We start from the raw sequence: 21,022 nt of genomic DNA on the forward strand, positions 1-21,022 counted from the left end.
CTTTCTGCTATAGCAGAGCGCAATTGCACACAGGAACGCCAATATATGACCACACGCGCCGGATTTATCGCCCTGATCGGAGAGCCCAATGCGGGCAAATCCACCCTTTTGAACCGCATGGTCGGGGCCAAGGTCTCGATCGTGACGCATAAGGTGCAAACCACGCGTGCGCGCATTCGTGGCGTGGCGATGGAGGGTGACGCGCAGCTGGTGTTTGTCGACACGCCGGGCCTGTTCAAGCCCCGCCGCCGCTTGGACCGCGCCATGGTCGCGGCCGCATGGGGTGGGGCCGCAGATGCAGATGTTGTTGTGCTGATGATCGAGGCGCATCGCGGTATCACCGAAGGGGTTGAACGCATCCTTGAGGGGCTGGACGAGATCGGGCAAGGCCGGACCATCGCGTTGGCGATCAACAAGATCGACAAGGTGCCGTCTGAAAAACTGCTGGCGCTGACCAGCGACCTGAACGCCCGCTATCCGTTTGCCGAGACCTTCATGATCTCGGCCGAAAAGGGCCATGGTGTAGACGATTTGCGCAAATGGCTGGCCGGGGAGCTGCCCGAAGGTCCGTGGCTTTATCCCGAAGATCAGATCGCCGATCTGCCTTTGCGCATGATCGCGGCTGAAATGACGCGCGAAAAACTGACCCTGCGCCTGCATCAGGAACTGCCGTACCAGCTGACTGTCGAGACTGAAAACTGGGAAGAGCGTAAAGACGGTTCCGCAAAGATCGATCAGGTCATTTACGTCATGCGCGACGGCCACAAGGGCATCGTTCTTGGCAAGCGCGGAGAGACAATCAAAGCGGTCAGTCAAGCGGCGCGGGCCGAGTTGGAAGAATTCCTGGACCGCAAGATCCATCTGTTCCTACAGGTCAAAGTCCGGCCGAACTGGCTGGAAGAATCCGAGCGGTATTCAGAGATGGGTCTGGACTTCAAAGACGGCAACGCATGACCCGGCTAACTGCTGAATTCTGGGTCCATGCCTATCTGGCGCGGCTTCGGTTTCAGGAAATCCCGGCGTTTGTTGTGGCCCATGGTGACGACACGGCTGGGGCCGTTCTGGTGAAGCTCAATACTCTGGACGGGCAGGCAATTGCTTTTCAACGCAGCTTTGACCTAATGTCCGGCGCGCGCAAATGGGTCGAACTGTCCAGCGGGACTGAGACGGATGTGGACACCGCAATTACCAAACAACGCAGCTTTGATCCTGACCTCTGGGTGATCGAGGTCGAGGACCGGCAAGGGCGACATTTGCTGGATGAAGAGGGGTTGGAGTAAACTCCCTGCCAGACTGTAAAGTCGATGCAAAGCTTGGTTTCAGCAGTCAGCCGTCTTCACCAAGGTAAACAAAACTCATCTTATTTCCGTCCGGGTCGCGCGCGTAGGCGCCGAAGAAATTGGGACCATATTGCGGGCGATCACCCGGATCACCCTCGTTTGTTCCGCCATTGGCCAAAGCGGCTGCATGTGCTTCTTTCACTTCTTCTTTGCTTTGGCATGCAAGGCCAACCATATTGCCATTTCCAACTGTGGCGGCCTCTTGGTTGAACGGCGTCGCTACCCACATGCATCCACCGCCTCGCAGTTCGTAGCAGACGGCATGAGGCATATATTCGGCGACGACTTTGCCGCCTATACTGGACACAACCGCGTCATAATACGTGCGCGCGTTAACAACGTCGTTAGAACCGATCATGACATAGTTGAGTGACATTGCTGAAATCCTCTAATGGAACATATAGAGAACATTAATGCCCGAGTTACGCTGGTGCAACGTGTTTCTTGAAATGCCACAGGCGCAGTACGACCTTGTGTATTAGCCCAACAGTTTATTCTCAGTCACTGACTGAGCTATTTTTCCCGGCTCCATCCATCTTCATATTCGCCCAACACTCTGGACAGATGCAGCAGAGACGCAAAAAAGCGTGCGTAGACGTCCCTCGACAACATGGGTTTGTTGTCATCCAACACCTGCAATAGATCTACAACAGCCGAGGCAAAGGTGTCATAGACCTGCATATCGGCAGCTGTTGGATCAGGCGTCCAGATTTTGTGTTCGTCGTAAAAGGCGACGGGTTGTGGTTCGTCATCAGTCATAGCGCGGCCCCTTCTGTTTGAACTGCAAGTGGGGCGTGGGTGATCACGTACAAGCCGTCTGGCGCGAAGTCGCAAAACTATGGCGGTTTGAAAAAAAAGAACATCCGTCGCGGGAGATTTAGAAGAGTTTACGCCCTTGCGTGCCTGTCCCGCTTCGGATTTTCTGCGGTTCAACTTAACCAGAAGTAAGGTCGAATTTTGGACTGGCGCGATCACGGCATACTCCTGACTTCTCGACGCCATGGTGAAACAGCGGCGATAATCGAGGTCTTCACCGAGGCGCACGGTCGTCACGCCGGTGTGGTGCGCGGCGGAACCAGTCGCAAGATCGCACCCATATTACAACCTGGCGCGCAATTGGACGTACTGTGGCGCGCTCGTCTGGAAGAACATATCGGCACTTTTCAGGTCGAACCTTTGCGGTCCCGCGCGGCGGCGGCGTTTTCAGGGCGGCTAGCCTTGTCCGGGCTCAATGCAGTTGTTTCACTATTGTCATTTTGTTTGCCTGAACGCGAACCACATCCGGCGCTTTATGCGATGACGGAACAGTTGATGGACCTGCTGGGTCAGGATGAGATCTGGCCATTGGCATATCTGCGATGGGAATTGGCGTTGCTGGACGAACTGGGTTTTGGCCTTGATCTGACGGCCTGTGCCGTGACTGGCGCGACCGAAGGTCTGGTTTACGTGTCACCTAAGACGGGCCGCGCTGTGAGTGCAAATGGAGCCGGAGAGTGGGCAGACAAGCTTTTGCCGCTGCCACCTTGCCTAAGGGGCGAGGGTATGGCACCCGATCTTGAGGTCGCGGAAGCCCTGCGCACGACGGGCTATTTCCTGGAAAATCGTGTTGCACCGTCGCTTGGGCACAATCCCTTGCCCGAAGCCAGGGCGCGGTTTGTGGATCAGGTCACTCGGCGGCTTTGAAAACCATTTCGTGCCCCGCCTCATTACGTAGGATCAGCACGTTGCCCGATACTTCGGACTGGGTCATGGCCATCAGGGCGGCAAAATAAATACCTTCGGCTTCAAGCCCGGCGCAAGCGGCCCGCGTGGCGCTCAGGTCTTGGATCTCGAACCAAGGGTAGGGCGCATTCAGTGTGCCGTTGTAACTGTTGCAGGGGGCGTTTCCGTTGATTTTCCCTTCTTCGGGAAACCGGAGCAACGCGCTGGCTTCATAGGGCTGCCCATCGATTTCCTGCAGGACCCATGTTTGCCCCGCCGCGCCATAGGCGGCGACGGTTTCATCCTTTTCGCATTGGAACAAGGCGAGTAGGGGCAACGTAAGGATAAGGCGGGTCATCATAGGGTCTTAATCAATTTTATTGGGTGGGAAAACCTCAATAGGGGATCGCGCCGCTCAACAATTCCTGTCGCACCTCAAGGCGGGGCCTCCAGTTGTATTTAGTGTCCTCACGCACGGGTGCCCAATACAGCGCGCCGCTGTTGCGCCAGGGATCCAGGATGATCCCGTCATGCATCGAATCCCCCTTGGCGCTGATCAACGCCGAATGGTGTATAATGCGAAACTGCGTCGGCGGAGACGTGACCCAATGCAAATCAAGCGTGTCGAAATTTTCCTGCCGCAACCGCGCGGTCATGGCCTGCGCCCAGTCATTGCACAAGCCATACTCGCGAAAGCCGTTTGCGATCTTGGCGTTGTGGATGATGGCTGGATCCGTGATGTTCCATTCCCGCGCCAACTGCTGAGAATAGGTGTACGAAATCGTAGCGGCCTGTTGCGCTTCGACGGGACTAACCTGAGGCCCGAGTGACAGGATGGCTTCTGCCAGCGCATCGATATCGCTTTGGGTGGCGGTTGGCTGACTGACGGAGCAGCCACTCAGCACAAATGCTGCAAGAATCGCCCAAAGCGCAATAATCCGTTGGGTCATATTTTGTTCACCCTCACTCGGATGGGTTTGGTTTCGCTCGGTGCTCTACTGGCGACCAAAACAGATGCAAAGGGGAAGTTTGCAGAGTTGTGAACCTGTGCGCGGTGGTGCGCCGTATGCATTCCGTTTTGTGCTCATCGAAGAATTGTGGACGGTGTCGTCAGGAAAGTCACCACTCAAAGAAAAAGACCCGGCGCACTGGCCGGGTCAGTTGGGGAAACGGGGTGCCGTAAACCGTTAGCCAAGCAGCCGGCGTGCGATGACCTGCGCTTGAATCTCGGCAGCCCCTTCGAAAATATTCAGAATGCGCGCGTCACACAGAACGCGGCTGATCTTGTATTCCAGTGCAAAACCGTTGCCGCCATGAATCTGCAGCCCGTTGTCGGCAGCGGCCCAGGCCACACGGGCGCCCAGAAGCTTGGCCATGCCGGCTTCCAGGTCACAACGCTGGCCGTGGTCTTTCTCCCATGCGCTGAAATAGGTCAGCTGACGTGCAATCATGATTTCAACCGCCATCATTGCCAGCTTGCCCGAGACGCGCGGGAAGTTGATCAGAGACTTGCCGAACTGTTTGCGGTCGATCGCGTATTGCATGGCGATATCCAGCGCGCTTTGCGCCACGCCGATGGCGCGGGCAGCGGTTTGGATGCGGGCAGATTCGAAGGTTTCCATCAACTGCTTGAAACCTTTGCCTTCTTCGCCGCCCAACAGGTTCTCACCTTTGACGTGGAAGCCATCAAAGCCCAGCTCGTATTCTTTCATGCCGCGATAGCCCAGAACTTCGATCTCTCCACCAGTCATACCGGGGGTGGGGAATGGGTTCTCGTCGGTGCCAGGGGTCTTTTCTGCCAGGAACATCGACAGGCCGCGGTGGTCGGTGCTGTCGGGATTCGTCCGTGCCAGCAGAGTCATCACATGGGTCCGCGCTGCATGTGTGATCCAGGTTTTGTTGCCGGTGATCTGATAGTTGCCGTTTTCGTCTTTCACAGCGCGCGTGCGCAGGCTGCCAAGGTCCGACCCGGTGTTGGGCTCTGTGAAGACGGCGGTGGGCAGGATCTCGGCGCTGGCCAGTCTAGGCAACCAGTTGGCTTTCTGTTCATCCGTGCCGCCTGCGATGATCAGCTCAGCCGCGATCTCGGACCGGGTGCCCAGTGAGCCCACGCCGATATAACCGCGTGACAATTCTTCGGACACCACGCACATTGAGGCTTTGGACAGGCCGAACCCGCCGAATTCCTCGGGGATGGTCAGGCCAAAAACGCCCATTTCTGCCAGTTCCTCGATGATCTCCAGCGGGATCAGCTCATCCTTCAGGTGCCATTCATGCGCATGCGGTTCGACCTTTTCCTGCGCATAGCGGCGGAATTGATCGCGGATCATCTCAAGTTCTTCGTCCAGACCAGAGGCGCCGAACATGGTGGCACCGGCCTGGTCCTGCATCAGTTCAACCAGGCGGCTGCGCGCAGCCTGAGAATTGGCCTGCGCCATCAGGGTTTGAACTTCGGTCGATTGAAAGCCCGACAGCGCGTCCCAGCCCAGCCCCATATCCTGAAGGCGTACAACTTCGCCCTGGTTCATCGGAATGCCGCCAGCGACCTGATGCAGATATTCGCCAAAAGCGATCTGGTGCAGCAGCTGCTCAACCTCGCCGAACTTACCTTCGGCTTGCAGCGCTTCTGCCCAGCGTTGCATCTGTTGCAGCGATTGAGCGTAGGTTGCCAGCCAAGCCAAGCCATGAGCAGCCGTTTGGTTCGCTTCGATCAGGGCGCCAGAGACGCGCCCATCTGCAGTAACCATAGAGCGTACGGACTCGCGGGCTTTTTCAAATACCGCCTCCACCGCAGGCACAGCGGTACGGGTCAATTCCAGAAGATCGGGCAATACTGCAGCTTTTGTCATCTCGGTCATATCTTGTCCGTCGTGGGCCATGAATCGCGTCCTTTCCTCGGTCGTCTGGTCATATCATGCTGCACGTGCAGCGCAACAAAAATACTTATTACGCTACGAAAAAGTTCAAAAATTACCTGATCATTTTTGCAATGCAGAAGGAATCTTAAATGGTATTTAGAGGGTATGTCCCTGTTTTCCATTCTTTCTCCGCAAGACCTCATGCTTGCTATGGCCGTGGCTTTTGCTGCCGGTTGGATCAAGGGCATTGTTGGTTTCGCCATGCCTATGGTCATGGTGTCAGGGTTGAATTCATTCCTGACTCCCGAGTTGACCCTGGCCGGACTTATCCTGCCGACTCTCGTGACAAACGGGCTTCAAGCTTTGCGCGGCGGCGCAACGGCCGCGTATTCTTCAATCCTGCGCTTTCGGGTTTTTCTGATCGTCGGGGGCCTCATGTTGGTTCTCAGCGCGCAGCTTGTCACCATGATCCCTAGTTCGGTTTCGTTGCTTCTGATCGGTGGTTTGGTTTCGGTTTTTTGTTTGTTTCAGGTTTTGGGGGTTCGGCTGGTATTGAACCAGCCATCCGCGCGTATAGAGGCTGCTATGGGCGGAGTTGCAGGTTTCGCTGGCGGTATGTCCGGTGTTTGGGGTCCGCCAACTGTTGCTTATCTGATGGCTTTGAACACACCCAAAAAGGAACAGATCCGCATTCAGGGCGTTATTTATGGGCTTGGGGCAGTGCTGTTGCTGGCCGCTCATTTGGGGTCAGGTATCTTGCGGGCAGAAACGCTTCCGTTTTCCGCTATCCTGATCCTTCCTGCCTTGGTGGGGATGTGGGTCGGCATCAGGCTGCAGGACCGAATCGATCAGGCCAGCTTTCGCAAGGCGACCCTGTTTGTGTTGTTGGTGGCTGGACTAAACCTGCTGCGACGCGGGCTGATGGGCTGATGTCTCAGCCGCGACGTTTGTCGGCGAAGCGAAACGCAAAGTAGAGTCCCAGCATCAGGAAGAACAAGCCCGAGATATCGCCGATCAAAAAGGCAATGTATTCGACAGTTGCACTGCCGAAAGCCAGATTGGTCAGGCCCGAGACCAGAAAAGATGTGATGATGCCGACACCCATGACGCAGGCCCAGCAGGGTTTGCGATCAGGACGCGGGAACAGGTCCCATCCGACGGCCTTGAACAGATAGAACACTGCCGGAACTGTGGTGACAGCTATGGCAATGGCCAATAGGCGGCTGGGTAGGAAAACGTCAGCGCCTCCCAGATAAACAAAGACTATGAATACCCCTGGTAACAGGGCAAAGATCGCCCGCCACCCTAATAGCCATGCAGAAAGAACCCGCACGCCATGAGGCAGAAACAGCAGGCTTGCCCGGCTTGGATATTCCGGGAAATACATATTCTGAAGAGGCATCAGAACGGCGAATGTCAGGAATGACGCCACCACATAGGCCGATGAGGCCGCAAACGTATCAATTGCCCAAGCGCGCACGGACATTATTGGGCCGTGCGTGTTGAACTGGCGTCATCTGGGAGCATTAACGATATACCGCCCCCGGTTGGCGCTGCCGCTTTGCGAAAGATAGCCTTTTTGAACCAGTGACTTCAGCGCGCGGAAAAAGGTCGGGCGCGACACGCTTTGGACCAATGTGTGTTCGATCAAACCGAATGTGCGTACTTCTTGATCAGATTTTGAGAGTTCTTCCGCTGCGTAATAAATGTCGCGCTCAACCGGAGATAGTTTTTCCAGGCCAAGCGTCCGCTCCATGCTTTGCATCAATTTGCGAAGTTCGGTGAGTTTCGAGATTTCTGTCATGTTCTTACCTGCAATTTCCTGAGCCAACTGCCGCCGGTCTGCGACTATTTGAGCCACACCGGTCCTTTAAGAAACCAGCGAGTCCCATGTTGACACTCATCCCCTTTTACCTAGACTAGGTGCCTGATTAGGTTGCTCAATCCAGCGTTGTGAGTGTACGCTTCTGAGCTGCCACAAAGTCCTTTCAGTCAATGCCCGGCGCTGATGTGCCGGGCTTTTTCGTCTCATCGAGACTAACAGGTACCCCAGATCGCATTTTGAAACAACGCACTTGTATGTGCTTTTTGTGACATACAACTAAGGGTGGATTATACGAGCGGTTTCTGAATTGAAAAAGGGGCCCGCAGGCCCCTTGTTTCTGTATCTGGTACCACGTTAGCCAATCGCTACGGCTTTGATATCGTCGTCGATGAACGGCAGGTATTGTTCGAAGTTTTCGGCAAACATTTGAACCAGTTTCTCGGCTTGTTTGTCGAACGCGGCCTGATCGTCCCAAGTGCGGCGCGGGTCCAGCAGAACCTCGGCGACACCGGGCACGGAAACCGGTACATCAAAGCCGAAATTGGCGTCCTTGCGGAATTCAGCATCGCGCAGCGAACCATCCAGGGCTGCCGTCAGCAATGCGCGGGTCGCCTTGATCGGCATCCGGCTTCCTACGCCATAAGCACCACCGGTCCAGCCGGTGTTCACCAGCCAGCAGGTCGCGCCATGCTGGGCGATCTTATCCCGCAACAGATTACCGTATTCTTCCGGACGGCGCGGCATGAACGGCGCGCCAAAGCAGGTCGAGAACGTGGGCTGAGGCTCAGTCACACCACGTTCGGTCCCCGCAACCTTCGAAGTGAAGCCCGACAGGAAGTGATACATCGCCTGCGCCGGGGTCAGCCGCGCGATCGGAGGCAGAACACCAAAGGCATCACAGGTCAGCATGATGATGTTCTTCGGGTGACCACCCAAAGCGCTGCCGGATGCGTTCGAGATATACTCCAACGGATAGGCGCAACGCATGTTGGCAGTCAGTGAATCGTCGTCGAAATCCAGCTCTTTGGTCTCGGGGTCGAAAACCATGTTTTCGATGACAGTGCCGAATTTACTGGTGGTCGCGTAGATTTCCGGCTCGGCCTCGGCATTGAGGTTGATTGTCTTGGCATAACAGCCGCCTTCAAAATTGAAGGTGCCGCGATCTGACCAACCGTGCTCGTCGTCCCCGATCAGAACGCGGGCCGGGTCAGCGGACAAAGTTGTCTTGCCGGTACCTGACAGCCCGAAGAACACGGCGGTATCAACCGGGTTGCCAACGGCATGGTTGGCCGAGCAGTGCATCGGCATCACACCTTTTTCCGGCAACATGTAGTTCAGCAGAGTGAAGACGGATTTCTTGTTCTCGCCCGCGTATTCGGTTCCACCGATCAGAATCAGCTTACGATCAAAGTTCAGCGCAATCACCGTTTCACTGCGGCAGCCGTGCTTGGCCGGGTCGGCCTGGAAACTGGGGCAGTTGATAATGGTGAAGTCGGCTGTGAAATCATCCAGATCCTCGCGATCCGGGCGGCGCAGCAAGTGGCGGATGAAAAGATTGTGCCAGGCGAGCTCGGTGACCATACGCACGTTGATCGCGTATGCGGGGTCAGCACCGCCGACGAGATCCTGCACGAAGTAGTCGCGGCCTTTCATATGGGCCAGCATGTCTTGGTACAGCGCTTCAAAGCCTTCGGGGCTCATTTCGGCGTTGTTTTCCCACCAGATGGTGTCGACGACACTGTCGGTTTTGACGACGTGCTTGTCCTTGGGTGAGCGGCCGGTGAACTTGCCAGTGGTGACCAGAAACGCACCGCCGTTGCCAAGTGTCCCTTCGCCGCGCTTCAGCGCCTCTTCGATCAGCGCCGGTTCCATGAAGTTGTAATAGACATTGCCCAGACCCTCGATGCCCTGATCTTCGAGGCGGAATTGCGGGTTAACCCGTCCAGATGTCATGTGTGTCTTCTCCTGTGGCGGCGCGTGGCTTTGGCCGTTAGCGCCATTGGGGCAGTGAGCCGGGCAAACCGGCGGCTGGGCGCGTCTTATCACGGTCATTTGGGGCATGAACAGGCGGGTTGACGCAGTTAGCGCAACCAAGTCCGAGTTTAGCGCCACCACAAATTCAATGTTCGAAAAGCAGGCAGATTTTTGCGGGCATAAAGGCAAATTTGCCGCAGACCTGCCGCAACAAAGGCACGATTCGAGGTTACGGATTGATTCGGCGTCTTAAAACCGCCAACAATGCCTTACAAATAAGCGAATTATTGCGCGAGTGAGCAGGAATAGGGGTGAGCCCGATGTCAAAGATTGCACTGGTGGATGACGATAGAAACATTCTGACGTCTGTATCCATGACTCTTGAAGCCGAAGGTTTCGAGGTTGAAACTTATAATGATGGCCAGGCCGCGTTGGATGCGTTCAACAAAAAGCTGCCGGATATGGCTGTTCTCGATATAAAAATGCCTCGGATGGATGGCATGGATTTGCTGCAGCGGCTGCGTCAGAAAACGCAGATGCCAGTGATCTTCCTGACCTCGAAAGATGACGAGATCGACGAGGTTCTTGGCCTGCGCATGGGCGCAGATGACTATGTAAAAAAGCCGTTCTCGCAGCGGTTGCTGGTGGAACGCATCCGCGCGTTGCTGCGCCGGCAAGAGGCAACAAGCGGCGACGCAGTGGCCGCCAACAGCAGTGACACCAAGGTTATGGAACGCGGTGACCTGCGGATGGATCCTCTGCGCCATGCCGTAAGCTGGAAGGGGAATGACGTGTCCCTGACCGTGACAGAGTTCTTGTTGTTACAAGCGCTTGCCCAGCGTCCGGGCTTTGTCAAAAGCCGTGATCAGCTGATGGATGTGGCTTACGACGATCAAGTTTATGTGGACGACAGGACAATCGACAGCCACATTAAACGCCTACGCAAGAAAATGCGCGCAGCCGACCCCGAGTTCTCGGCGATCGAAACCCTGTATGGTATCGGTTACCGGTACAACGAAGAATAGGCGCGACGCCTGCAAGAGGTAATGGGCTCTCGTGCGCGACACCGAAGAAGCCAGAGAACTGCGCGACGGTGACGTCGTTCTTGGGGATGACTGGGTCATCCCCCAGGATCCCGAGTCTGCCGAGCTGAGAGAAAAGCGATCCCGGAGGAACCTGTTTTCTCTGCGTGGATCGCCCTTGGCCCGCAAGATCATCACCTTCAATCTGATTGCCTTGGTGATCCTGGTCACCGGGCTGCTGTATCTGGACGATTCGCGTAAAGAAAAGGTGCAGCAAACCGCGCGCAATCTGCTGGGCGACGCGCAGCTAGTCAGCAATGTCTTTGAAACTCAGCTGCGACAGGGCGCTCAAACCTCGGCGCAAAATGCTGGTAACTTGGACGTCAAGGATACGCTTTCAGGGCTAACACTTCCCGAAGGCGGCGAAGTCTTTGTCTATGACGCAAGTGGCACTCTGATCGGTTGGACGCGTGGCGCGCCGCAAATCTCTGACATGCCCGTGCTTCTTCGTTCGGAGTCCGAAGTGCAAACTGGCAGCACTGTCATCAGCGATACGCTGAATGCGGTGTGGATTGGCCTGTCCAACCTGTTCAACTGGTCGACCGAGACGGAATCTCCGACGCTGGCGCAACGGGTTCAGGCGATTATTCCGCAAGCGCTGGAAGGGCAAGCGCAGGTCCAAGCGGTGCAAGACAGCGCGGGGGACACGGTGATCGTTGCTGCCGCACCGATCCTGTATGCGGATAGTCCAGCCGGTGCGGTTGCCATTACCGGCCCAGCCGGGGAAATCGACGCGCTGGCCCGTCGCGAACAGGAACGCATTCTTCAGATGTTTGTGGTGGCCCTTCTGGTTTCCGTAGGTCTGAGCCTTGTGCTGGCCTCGACAATCGCCAACCCTCTGGCGGATCTGGCGGCGGCTGCTGAAATGGGCAAGGACCGCGGTACAGGGGTCAACCCCGGTCGTATCCGCATTCCGGATCTTAGTGCGCGCCCGGACGAAATTGGGCGTCTCAGCCGTGCGCTGCGGGGTATGGTGACAGCGCTCTACAATCGGATCGACGCGAATGAACAGTTCGCTGCCGACGTGGCCCATGAAATCAAAAACCCCTTGGCCAGCCTGCAATCCGCCGTTGGCACGCTGCGTATGGTCAAACGCGAGGATCAGCGCGACAAGTTGCTGGATGTGATTGAACATGACGTCCGGCGTCTGGACCGTCTGGTCAGCGATATCTCGAACGCCTCGCGTCTGGATGCGGAGCTGGTCAAAGAAGAAGAGCAACCCTTTGACCTTCTCAAGCTGCTGGGCAATCTGGGTCAGTATTTGGGCGAGGATGCACGTTCCAAAGGCATCGATTACATCACCGATCTTCCACCTGAACCGATCATCATCAACGGTCTCGAAGCCCGACTGGCGCAGGTTTTCGTCAACCTCATCACCAACGCCATTTCCTTCTGCGAGGAAAGCGACGCCATTCGCGTCTGGGTTCGTCAGCGCGATAATCGCGTTTTGGTCGTAGTTGAGGATACAGGCCCTGGCATTCCCGAACAGGCACTGACCAAAGTGTTCAAGCGTTTCTATTCGCAGCGCCCGGCCGAGCATTTCGGCAATAACTCGGGCCTTGGTCTTGCGATCTCAAAGCAGATTGTCGAGGCCCATGGCGGTGTAATCTGGGCTGAAAATATACGCCCGACCGAGGCCGACATCACCTCGGATCCTCTGGGCGCGCGTTTCGTGGTGGGGCTGCCCGTTTAACCGATGCAAACCAATTTTCTGTCAGACGCCAAAAACCTGGACAAGGCGTGCGTTCATGCCTCCTGTGTTTCGGTTGAAGGGCGCGGCGTGTTGATCATCGGTGCCTCTGGCACAGGTAAATCCGGGTTGGCATTGCAGATGATGGCCGTTGGGACAGATTTGGTTGCAGATGATCGTGTGATCCTTGAAATGGTCGAAGAGCGGGTCATTGCGTCCGCCGTTCCACACCTGCGCGGCTTGATCGAAGCACGCCACATCGGCCTGCTCAAGACCCCGGCGGTCGAATCAACTCCGGTAACCTATGTCGTGGATCTGTCGCAGAGCGAGCCCGCGCGTTTTCCCGAACAGATCACCGTTCAAGTCCTGAGGCAAACTGTTCCCTTGCTTCGGGGCGCTGGCGTCCCCAATTTGGCAGCAGCATTAGTGCAGTTGCTAAAGTATGGGCGTGTAGACGCGGAATGGCCGAACACATGACTTCACAACGGCGGATCGTATTGGTCACTGGCCCGTCAGGCGCAGGCCGGTCCACCGCGATCCACGTACTGGAAGATCTTGGCTTCGAGGCGATTGATAACCTGCCGATGGGGTTGTTGCTGCGCCTGCTCGATAGCGCCGATAGCGATCGTCCAATGGCGTTGGGCGTTGATGCCCGCAATCGGGATTTTTCGACAATCAGATTTATCGAGTTGGCCGAAAAACTGGGTCGTATGGCGCAAGTGGATCTGACGGTTCTGTATCTGGATTGTAGTGATGACGTTCTGCTGCGTCGGTTTTCGGAAACCCGTCGCCGTCACCCGGTCGCAAGAGATGCCAGCCCAGAAACCGGCATCCGGCGTGAAAAGGAACTTCTGGCCCCGATCCGCGAGATTGCCGATACGCTGATCGACACCAGTCTTTTGAACGTGCATCAGTTACGCGAAGAGGTTGAAACCTGGTTTGCCCCCAAGGATGGGCGGCACCTTGCGGTTTCGATTGAATCTTTCTCGTATAAACGCGGGCTGCCGCGCGGGCTGGATATGGTGTTCGACTGCCGGTTCCTTGCCAATCCCTACTGGCGCCCCGAGTTGCGTGCAGCGGATGGTCGACACCCGGATGTCGCGCACTATGTGCAATCGGACACGACCTATTTGCCGTTTTATGAACGTGTCATGGATCTGCTAAATCTTTTGTTGCCCGCATTTCGGGCCGAAGGTAAAGCGCACCTGTCTGTGGCCTTTGGATGTACCGGGGGGCAACACCGCTCTGTTGCAATGGCCGAAGCCGTGGCAAAGGCCCTTGCCGAAGGTGGCCAGCAAGTGGCAATTAGGCATCGCGAAATGGAACGCCGGACGTTGAATGTGAGGTCGGATTGATCGGAATTGTGATCGTTGCGCATGGGGGGTTGGCTCAGGAATACCTGTCAGCCACACAGCATGTCGTCGGGCCGCAACCCGGTCTGGTGGCCATTGCAATCGAAGCTGAACACGATCGTGATGCCAAACAGGCCGAGATCTGCCAGGCAGCGGACAGCGTAGACATGGGCGATGGTGTCGTTGTTGTCACCGATCTGTTCGGCGGAAGCCCGTCGAATCTCAGCCTGAGGGCCTGTGCGCCTCAGGACCGGCGCATTCTTTATGGCGCCAACCTTCCTATGCTGATCAAATTGGCCAAAAGCCGCCACCTGCCTATCGGCGATGCCGTGCGACAGGCGATGGAGGCTGGACGGAAATACATAAATGCACAAAATGTGACATTGGAATAAGACCGGATTGACGACTATGACCAACCGAAGCCTTAAAATTATCAATGAAAAGGGCCTGCATGCCCGCGCCTCGGCAAAGCTGGTCGAGGTCGTAGAAGGGTTCGATGCTCGCGCCGAGGTGTCAAAAGACGGACTTTCTGCCTCAGGCGACAGTATTATGGGTCTTTTGATGTTGGCAGCTTCGCGCGGAACAACTATTGACGTCGAGACGTCGGGGCCGGATGCTGAGGCATTGGCGGAAGCTCTGGAAGCGCTTGTGAATGACAAGTTCGGAGAGGGGTTCTAATCCGCCCCGCCGGGACATGAAAACGGGAAGACCAGGAATTGGCGGAAACGACGCACGAAACCAAGACAAGCCCTGTGGTGGATGGGACCGCGGATGAGGGCGAAATCTACGACCGTAGAACCCTGACCTATGCGAACTCGTTTGACGATGCCTGGACTTCGACCGCCATTCGGGCCATCGAATGGTGCACTGGCAAGCTGACCATCCTGCGCATGGTCAACAAATTCGAAAAAAAGAACGAATACTATCGCGGCCAGCGGTTCTGGGGCGGTGCCCTTACGACTATGGGAATCGACCTGACCACACCTCAGGAACAGATTGCCCGGATTCCCAAAACCGGTCCCGTCGTTGTGGTTGCCAACCATCCGCACGGTATGGTCGATGGTATGATCCTGGCCGAGCTGATTGGACGGGTCCGCAGCGATTACCGCATTCTAACCCGCTCAGTTCTAACCGGGCTGGATGAGGCCGCGACATCCTTCATGATCCCGGTGCCTTTCCCGCACGACCCCGAGGCGCAAGCCAAGATGCTGGAGATGCGCGGCAAGGCCATGGAGCACCTGAAGAATGGCGGTGTAGTGGCCTTGTTCCCGTCAGGCGTGGTGATGTCATCGGATGACTGGTTTGGTCCAGCTATCGAGCGGGAATGGAACGTTTTCACCGCCAAAATGATCCGTCGCTCGGGCGCGCAAGTGTTGCCGATTTTCTTTCCGGGCAGCAACTCGCGCTGGTACCAGATTGCCAATAAACTGTCGCCGATCCTGCGCCAGGGTTTGCTGCTGCATGAAATCGTCCGATCCTGCAACAAACCGCAATCGCCGGTTATCGGCGAGCCGATCGGTGATGAAGACATGGAACTGCTCGAGCGCGACCCACGCGGCTTCATGGCATGGCTACGGGATCGCACAATGTCCTTGGGCCAGTCAAACAAAGCCTGATCCGCGTCTTCATCTGGCCAAAAGTACCTCGGGGGTGAGCCCGGATGAAATCCGGGCGAGGGGGCTGGCCCCCTTTCAACGTGTTGGTACCGGAACCTCTCCGCGATAGTCATAGAACCCGCGCTCGGTCTTGCGGCCCAGCCAGCCAGCCTCGACATATTTCGTCAACAGCGGGCAGGGGCGGTATTTGGTGTCTGCCAGACCGTCGTGCAAGACGTTCATGATCGCCAGGCAGGTATCCAGCCCGATAAAGTCCGCCAGTTCCAGCGGCCCCATCGGATGATTCGCGCCCAGCTTCATCGACTGGTCGATGGATTGAACGCTGCCGACGCCTTCATACAGGGTATAAACGGCTTCGTTGATCATCGGCATCAAGATCCGGTTAACGATAAAGGCCGGGAAATCTTCGGCGCTTGCGGCGGTTTTACCAAGGCGATCGACCACTGCCTTGCAAGCGCTGAATGTCTCTTCGTCCGTGGCGATGCCCCGGATCAGTTCCACCAGCTGCATGACCGGCACCGGGTTCATGAAGTGAAAGCCCATAAACCGCTCTGGCCGGTCGGTGCGGCTGGCCAGGCGCGTAATCGAGATGGATGACGTATTCGACGTCAAGATTGTATGCGGCAGCAGATGCGGCTGCAGGTCCTCAAAGATAGCCTGCTTGATCGTCTCCCGCTCGGTTGCGGCTTCGATGACCAGATCGGTTTGACCAAGACGGGGCAGTTCCAACGTTGTCGTAATACGTGTCAGTGCACCCTGCATATCGTCGTCGCTGATCTTGCCGCGAGAAGCCTGACGCGCCAAGTTGCCTTCGATAACAGACACAGCATTAGTCAGCGCGTCCTGGCTGACATCGTTCAGCAAGACCTCGTATCCCGCCAAGGCCAGGACATGGGCAATCCCATTTCCCATCTGACCCGCGCCAATAACTCCGACCGATTTGATTTCCATGTCCAGCTGCCTCTGCCCTGAAGGTTATCGCGACAGTATCGGCAGAGCGGGGCAGGCGGCAAGGGGATCGAACCTGTCAATTTTGCTTCAAATGCGCGCATTAGGAATTTCTCAACATCTGCGGCCGCAAGATGGCAACCGGGTGAGAAAATGGGGGGCTTGATATGAGCTTTCATCAATCTGGCGGTGGTGGAGACGCCGCCTGTCAATACATGGGGTCCAAACTGTGGTTTCGAGGCCCGCCGGGCGATCTGAGCAAGCCCTATGTGGCCTGTCTGGGCGGAGAGGAGACCTTTGGCCGGTTTGTTGAGAATCCGTTTCCAGTTGAGCTTGGCCAGCGTTTAAAGCTGCCCTGCATCAATTTCGGCAGCCTATTTTGTGGTTTTGAGGCCATGCTGGGTGACCCGGTGCTTTCGGAACTGGTGAATGCGTCGGAATTTTGCGTATTGCAGGTCCCCGATCTGCCGTACCAGTCGAACCGATTCTACCGGGTGCATCCGCGCCGCAATGATCGTTTCGTGGAACCTACGCTCGATCTGGTACAGTTATATCCAGAGGTCGATTTCACGGAAATCCACTTCGTGCGGCATCTGTTGGATCGGCTGCGCGCCGAACAGGGCGCCCGTTTCGAAATTGTCGTGCAAGAGCTGCAAGAAGCTTGGTTGCGCGCTTGTTCAAAGCTGGTTCGCCGCATAGAGCCGCCAGTCATACTGCTTTGGCTTCATGTGCAAAGGCAGGCCGGTCTGCATAGCGATCCTGTCTTGCCGGATGCCGCGATGATCGAACGGCTTCGACCCTTCTGTAGCGGCGTCGTTGAATGTTCGGTTTGCGTGACGGCAGTGTCAGACACGTTAGAGGATGTGTTGTTTGGGACGTTGCAGCAGCCGATGGCCGAGCATGTCATTGGCCCGTCCGCGCACAGAGAGATTGCCGGGAAACTATTGCCTGTTTTGCGGGACTTGAACTGAAAAAGGCCCGCGTATTGGCGGGCCTTCAAAGATGTGTCGACGAAAAACTTTGGCTTTAGCCGAGTTTCTCTGTCAGTTCCGGGACGGCCTGGAAAAGGTCTGCGACCAGTCCGAAGTCGGCGACCTGGAAGATCGGGGCTTCTTCGTCCTTGTTGATCGCAACGATGACCTTCGAGTCTTTCATACCAGCAAGGTGCTGGATCGCGCCCGAGATGCCGACAGCGACATACAGATCGGGGGCAACAACCTTACCGGTCTGACCCACCTGCCAGTCGTTCGGGGCATAGCCCGAGTCCACAGCCGCGCGCGAGGCGCCAACTGCCGCGCCCAGCTTGTCGGCCAGGGTTTCGATCAGTTTGAAGTCCTCTTCCGAGCCGACGCCACGGCCGCCCGAGACAACAACACCTGCCGAGGTCAATTCAGGACGATCGCTCTCGGCAACCTTGTCCTCGACCCACGACGACAGACCTTCGGAGGCCGGGACCGAGATGGTTTCGACCGGGGCCGAGCCGCCTTCGCCCGCTGCATCAAAGCTGGCGGTCCGCAGGGTGACAACCTTCTTAGCGTCGGAGGATTTCACGGTCTGGATCGCGTTGCCCGCATAGATCGGACGCTCGAAGGTCGAGCCGTCAACTACGCCGGACGCATCCGAGATCACCATCACGTCCAGCAGCGCAGCAACGCGCGGCATCACATTCTTGGCGTCGGTGGTCGCAGGGGCAACGATGTGCTCGTATCCATCAGCCAGCGACACGATCAGCGCCGCAGTCGATTCCGCCAGGCGGTGACCCAGCGAGGCATCTTCGGCGACCAGAACCTTCGACACACCGTCGATCTTGGCGGCGGCCTCACCAGCAGCGGCGGCGGAACCGCCTGCGGCCAGAACGGTCACATCGCCCAGAGCTTTCGCAGCGTTGACGGCCTTGGCGGTGGCGTCCATCGACAGCTCACCATTGTTAACTTCAGCCAGCAGAAGTACAGCCATTACACAGCCCCCGCTTCTTTGAGTTTCTCGACCAGCTCGTCGACCGAGCCCACGACGATACCAGCGGCACGTGCCGGCGGCTCGTCAGTTTTGACAATCTCCAGACGCGGGGTGACGTCGACGCCGTAATCGGCGGCGGTTTTTTCATCCAGCGGCTTTTTCTTCGCCTTCATGATGTTCGGCAGCGACGCATAGCGCGGCTCGTTCAGGCGCAGGTCAACGGTTACGATGGTCGGCATCTTGACGCTGATAGTCTGCAGACCGCCGTCCACTTCACGGGTGATCTTGGCGCTGTCGCCTTCGATGTCCAGCTCGGACGCGAAGGTACCTTGCGACCAGCCCAGCAGAGCCGACAGCATCTGACCGGTGGCGTTCATGTCGTTGTCGATCGCCTGCTTGCCCGCCAGAACGATGCCCGGCTGCTCTTCCTCGACCACTTTGGCCAGGATCTTGGCAACGGCCAGCGGTTCGATGTCGGTGTGCACGTCATCGGCAGCCACAACCAGGATCGCGCGGTCTGCGCCCATCGCCAGCGCGGTGCGCAGCGTTTCCTGTGCTTGCTTGACGCCGATCGAAACGGCAACAACTTCGTCGGCTTTGCCCGCTTCTTTCAGACGAATTGCTTCTTCGACAGCAATCTCGTCAAACGGGTTCATCGACATTTTCACATTGGCGAGATCAACACCGCTCCCATCCGCTTTCACGCGGACCTTAACGTTGTAGTCAATCACGCGCTTGACAGGCACCAGTACCTTCATTTTTGCGTATGCTCCTCAAAAAAACGGCAAGCCGCTGTGGCGACTCCACCAATGCTCTCGACGGACTAGATAGCGCCTGCGGCAGTGGCACAACAGAGCAAAATCGTCACGTCATGGCGTTGGGACGTCGCGTTTTGCGGTTTTTTTCGCAGAGGGGCGGGCGCTGCCGCCTGAATCCTCTGCAATTCGGGATCAGCGGTTCGCGCCGGGAACCCACAAAACGTCATCTTTGCCGTTGTTATTTGCGCAACGTGCGGCGACAAAGAACCAGTCGCTCAGGCGGTTGAGGTATTTGACCGCAACGTCGTTGACCGGCTCCATATTCGTCAATTCAACTGCCAGCCGTTCTGCGCGGCGCGACACGGTACGGCACACGTGCAAATGTGCAGCCAGACGCGATCCGCCTGGCAGGATGAAGCTGCGCAGCGGTTCAAGATTTTCGTTCATTACATCGATTTCGGCTTCGAGCCGATCGATCTGAGATGGCACAATACGCAGAGGCGGGTAGTCGGCCTCGGCGTCCTTATCCATGTCCGGGCGGCAGAAATCTGCACCCAGGTCGAACAGGTCATTCTGAATGCGCGATAGTGCTGCATCCGTTTCGCCCTCAGCCTCGCTTCTGGCTACACCGACAAAGGCGTTCAATTCGTCTACCGTGCCATATGCGGCAACGCGGCCTGCGTATTTGGCAACGCGCTCGCCATTGCCCAGAGCCGTTTTGCCGTCGTCGCCCGTGCGAGTGTAAATCTTGTTGAGAACGACCATTTATTGCACCCCTTGTCCGCGCAGATAGACGAATAGAACGATCAGCACCACGGCAATGAACTGAAAGAGGATACGCAGCCGCATCATCTTGTTGCTTTTCTTTGCGGCTTCCATGCCGCTTTTGCCGAAATTCGCAATGCCCAAGGTCAGCACAACGACAACCGCCGCCATAGCCAAAAGCAGTACGACCATCAAAAGGTCCATTTTAAGTCACCGTCCGGTTTTTTCGATTATGACCCATCTAGCGTTGAGAGGTCAAAAAGCGAACGGGAAATTTCACCTCAGATATCTGAGAGGATCCGGTCAGTGGCTTTTGTGGGCAAAATCCGCCGCAGAACTCCGGCCACATATGTGGGCGTCGTCACGTAATAACGCGGTTTGGGGCGTCGCGCTTCGACCGCGTGGGCCAGTTTGTTTGTCACAGCAGAGGCCGGTAGCTCGAACTTGTCGGGCCCGCTGCTTTCATAAAGACGTTTCAGCAAAGAGGCTTCGTACTTTGACCGCAGAGCCGAGTTTTCCCAGTCGATGTACTTTTCGAACATCGGAATCGCCTTTTCCCGCAGCTTCGACGTAATGGGTCCGGGCTCGATCAGAACCACATGGATGTCGGTGTCGCGCAATTCCAGCCGCATCGTATCGGTCAGACCCTCGATGGCATATTTAGTTGCAACATAAGCGCCTCTCCAGGGAAAGGCGACAAGGCCCAAAACCGAAGAGCATTGAACAATTCGGCCGTGACCTTGTTCCCGCATAACGGGAATTACTTGGCGCGTCAGCTCATGCCATCCGAAGACATTGGTTTCGAAGATATGGCGCAATCCATCGGTCGGCACGTCTTCGACTGCCCCGGGCAGGCCGTGGGCACCGTTGTTGAACAGCGCATCCAGAGTACCACCCGTCTCCTCAAGTATGGATGACACACCTGATGTTATGCTCTGGTGGTCGGTATAGTCGATTCTCGGACTTTCAAAGCCTTGTGCGCGCAAACGATCACAATCGCGCTGCTGGCGACAAGATGCGAAGACACGCCATCCACGTGCACGCATTCCGTGTGCCGCATCCAGGCCGATGCCCGAAGAGCATCCCGTAATTAGAATCGATTTCTGCATAAGCCTTCCGCACCTTTACACCGCCAATAGCTATGGCGGGGTTTGCGG

At 56.7% G+C, this 21,022-nt stretch carries 26 protein-coding genes; 12 read left to right on the forward strand and 14 right to left on the reverse strand.

The features are described from left to right. Positions 1-45: 45 nt before the first annotated feature. Both era and GS646_RS03355 read left to right on the forward strand, forming a co-directional pair. A complete protein-coding gene (gene era, locus GS646_RS03350; RefSeq protein ID WP_171188940.1) occupies positions 46-954 on the forward strand; it encodes a GTPase Era in 909 nt (302 codons plus the stop codon). Then, a complete protein-coding gene (locus GS646_RS03355) occupies positions 951-1,280 on the forward strand; it encodes a DUF1491 family protein (protein ID WP_171096093.1) in 330 nt (109 codons plus the stop codon). Before era ends, GS646_RS03355 begins: the two co-directional genes overlap by 4 nt. Positions 1,281-1,326: 46 nt before the next feature. Here the strand turns inward: GS646_RS03355 and GS646_RS03360 are convergent, their stop codons facing one another. Further along, positions 1,327-1,716, reverse strand: a complete 390-nt coding sequence (locus tag GS646_RS03360; RefSeq protein ID WP_171188942.1) for a VOC family protein — start codon at positions 1,714-1,716, stop codon at positions 1,327-1,329. A 137-nt stretch (positions 1,717-1,853) separates the two neighbouring features. Next, on the reverse strand, positions 1,854-2,099 hold the full coding sequence (locus GS646_RS03365; protein ID WP_171648467.1) for a hypothetical protein: 246 nt from the start codon (positions 2,097-2,099) through the stop codon (positions 1,854-1,856). 198 nt (positions 2,100-2,297) lie between these two features. Between GS646_RS03365 and recO the strand changes: the two genes are divergently transcribed. Then, positions 2,298-3,023 carry a DNA repair protein RecO gene (gene recO, locus GS646_RS03370; protein WP_171648466.1) on the forward strand — a complete coding sequence of 242 codons (726 nt, stop codon included), beginning with the start codon at positions 2,298-2,300 and terminating at the stop codon, positions 3,021-3,023. On the opposite strand, the gene GS646_RS03375 is transcribed toward recO, so the two are convergent. The 3 genes from GS646_RS03375 to GS646_RS03385 form a co-directional block, all read right to left on the reverse strand. Beyond that, positions 3,007-3,399, reverse strand: a complete 393-nt coding sequence (locus GS646_RS03375) for an META domain-containing protein (protein ID WP_171096084.1) — start codon at positions 3,397-3,399, stop codon at positions 3,007-3,009. The two genes, recO and GS646_RS03375, sit on opposite strands and share 17 nt — an antisense overlap. Positions 3,400-3,436: 37 nt before the next feature. Further along, positions 3,437-3,991, reverse strand: a complete 555-nt coding sequence (locus GS646_RS03380; RefSeq protein WP_171648465.1) for a hypothetical protein — start codon at positions 3,989-3,991, stop codon at positions 3,437-3,439. 237 nt (positions 3,992-4,228) lie between these two features. Beyond that, positions 4,229-5,920 carry an acyl-CoA dehydrogenase family protein gene (locus GS646_RS03385; RefSeq protein ID WP_171648464.1) on the reverse strand — a complete coding sequence of 564 codons (1,692 nt, stop codon included), beginning with the start codon at positions 5,918-5,920 and terminating at the stop codon, positions 4,229-4,231. Between the two features lie 144 nt (positions 5,921-6,064). On the opposite strand from GS646_RS03385, the gene GS646_RS03390 reads away from it, so the two are divergent. Further along, positions 6,065-6,829 (forward strand): sulfite exporter TauE/SafE family protein, encoded by a 765-nt coding sequence (locus GS646_RS03390; RefSeq protein WP_171188951.1) that lies wholly within the window; start codon positions 6,065-6,067, stop codon positions 6,827-6,829. A gap of 4 nt (positions 6,830-6,833) precedes the next feature. On the opposite strand, the gene GS646_RS03395 is transcribed toward GS646_RS03390, so the two are convergent. From GS646_RS03395 to GS646_RS03405, 3 genes are all read right to left on the reverse strand, one after another. Beyond that, positions 6,834-7,385, reverse strand: a complete 552-nt coding sequence (locus GS646_RS03395; RefSeq protein WP_171188953.1) for a hypothetical protein — start codon at positions 7,383-7,385, stop codon at positions 6,834-6,836. Positions 7,386-7,412: 27 nt separating this feature from the next. Then, positions 7,413-7,760, reverse strand: a complete 348-nt coding sequence (locus GS646_RS03400; RefSeq protein WP_371732016.1) for a hypothetical protein — start codon at positions 7,758-7,760, stop codon at positions 7,413-7,415. Between the two features lie 318 nt (positions 7,761-8,078). Then, complete coding sequence (locus GS646_RS03405; RefSeq protein WP_171188955.1) at positions 8,079-9,677, reverse strand: phosphoenolpyruvate carboxykinase; 1,599 nt, start codon at positions 9,675-9,677, stop codon at positions 8,079-8,081. 341 nt (positions 9,678-10,018) lie between these two features. Between GS646_RS03405 and GS646_RS03410 the strand changes: the two genes are divergently transcribed. The 7 genes from GS646_RS03410 to GS646_RS03440 are packed head-to-tail and all read left to right on the forward strand — an operon-like array spanning position 10,019 to position 15,438. Further along, complete coding sequence (locus GS646_RS03410) at positions 10,019-10,723, forward strand: response regulator transcription factor (protein WP_171096072.1); 705 nt, start codon at positions 10,019-10,021, stop codon at positions 10,721-10,723. A gap of 31 nt (positions 10,724-10,754) precedes the next feature. Continuing rightward, positions 10,755-12,473: a sensor histidine kinase gene (locus GS646_RS03415; RefSeq protein ID WP_171188957.1), complete on the forward strand. Its 1,719-nt coding sequence runs from the start codon at positions 10,755-10,757 to the stop codon at positions 12,471-12,473. A gap of 3 nt (positions 12,474-12,476) precedes the next feature. Beyond that, the gene (locus GS646_RS03420) at positions 12,477-12,947 is read left to right on the forward strand and encodes an HPr kinase/phosphorylase (RefSeq protein WP_171188959.1); all 471 of its coding nucleotides are present in this window, start codon (positions 12,477-12,479) and stop codon (positions 12,945-12,947) included. Continuing rightward, positions 12,944-13,825 carry an RNase adapter RapZ gene (gene rapZ / locus GS646_RS03425; protein ID WP_171648463.1) on the forward strand — a complete coding sequence of 294 codons (882 nt, stop codon included), beginning with the start codon at positions 12,944-12,946 and terminating at the stop codon, positions 13,823-13,825. The genes GS646_RS03420 and rapZ overlap by 4 nt, the downstream gene beginning before the upstream one ends. Further along, complete coding sequence (locus tag GS646_RS03430) at positions 13,822-14,214, forward strand: PTS sugar transporter subunit IIA (protein WP_171096064.1); 393 nt, start codon at positions 13,822-13,824, stop codon at positions 14,212-14,214. The genes rapZ and GS646_RS03430 overlap by 4 nt, the downstream gene beginning before the upstream one ends. Positions 14,215-14,230: 16 nt before the next feature. Next, positions 14,231-14,500, forward strand: coding sequence for an HPr family phosphocarrier protein (locus GS646_RS03435; protein WP_171096062.1), 270 nt, complete (start codon positions 14,231-14,233; stop codon positions 14,498-14,500). Between the two features lie 38 nt (positions 14,501-14,538). Next, positions 14,539-15,438: a lysophospholipid acyltransferase family protein gene (locus GS646_RS03440; RefSeq protein WP_171180739.1), complete on the forward strand. Its 900-nt coding sequence runs from the start codon at positions 14,539-14,541 to the stop codon at positions 15,436-15,438. 75 nt (positions 15,439-15,513) lie between these two features. On the opposite strand, the gene GS646_RS03445 is transcribed toward GS646_RS03440, so the two are convergent. Next, a complete protein-coding gene (locus GS646_RS03445; protein ID WP_171648462.1) occupies positions 15,514-16,389 on the reverse strand; it encodes a 3-hydroxybutyryl-CoA dehydrogenase in 876 nt (291 codons plus the stop codon). Between the two features lie 164 nt (positions 16,390-16,553). Here GS646_RS03445 and GS646_RS03450 point away from each other — a divergent pair, with 164 nt between their 5' ends. After that, positions 16,554-17,357, forward strand: coding sequence for a DUF6473 family protein (locus tag GS646_RS03450; RefSeq protein WP_253746760.1), 804 nt, complete (start codon positions 16,554-16,556; stop codon positions 17,355-17,357). A 55-nt stretch (positions 17,358-17,412) separates the two neighbouring features. On the opposite strand, the gene GS646_RS03455 is transcribed toward GS646_RS03450, so the two are convergent. From GS646_RS03455 to GS646_RS03475, 5 genes are all read right to left on the reverse strand, one after another. Continuing rightward, a complete protein-coding gene (locus tag GS646_RS03455; RefSeq protein ID WP_171188966.1) occupies positions 17,413-18,342 on the reverse strand; it encodes an electron transfer flavoprotein subunit alpha/FixB family protein in 930 nt (309 codons plus the stop codon). Beyond that, positions 18,342-19,100, reverse strand: a complete 759-nt coding sequence (locus tag GS646_RS03460) for an electron transfer flavoprotein subunit beta/FixA family protein (RefSeq protein WP_171096053.1) — start codon at positions 19,098-19,100, stop codon at positions 18,342-18,344. Before GS646_RS03460 ends, GS646_RS03455 begins: the two co-directional genes overlap by 1 nt. Before the next feature lie 192 nt (positions 19,101-19,292). Then, positions 19,293-19,865, reverse strand: a complete 573-nt coding sequence (locus GS646_RS03465) for a cob(I)yrinic acid a,c-diamide adenosyltransferase (protein ID WP_171188968.1) — start codon at positions 19,863-19,865, stop codon at positions 19,293-19,295. Beyond that, entirely contained in the window at positions 19,866-20,069 is a 204-nt protein-coding gene (locus tag GS646_RS03470; protein ID WP_171180728.1) for a twin transmembrane helix small protein, read from the reverse strand. It lies immediately after the preceding gene. Positions 20,070-20,146: 77 nt separating this feature from the next. After that, a complete protein-coding gene (locus GS646_RS03475) occupies positions 20,147-20,974 on the reverse strand; it encodes an SDR family NAD(P)-dependent oxidoreductase (RefSeq protein ID WP_171188970.1) in 828 nt (275 codons plus the stop codon). Positions 20,975-21,022: the final 48 nt, after the last annotated feature.

The organism is Ruegeria sp. HKCCD4315, from assembly GCF_013112245.1.
Taxonomy (GTDB): Bacteria; Pseudomonadota; Alphaproteobacteria; order Rhodobacterales; family Rhodobacteraceae; genus Ruegeria.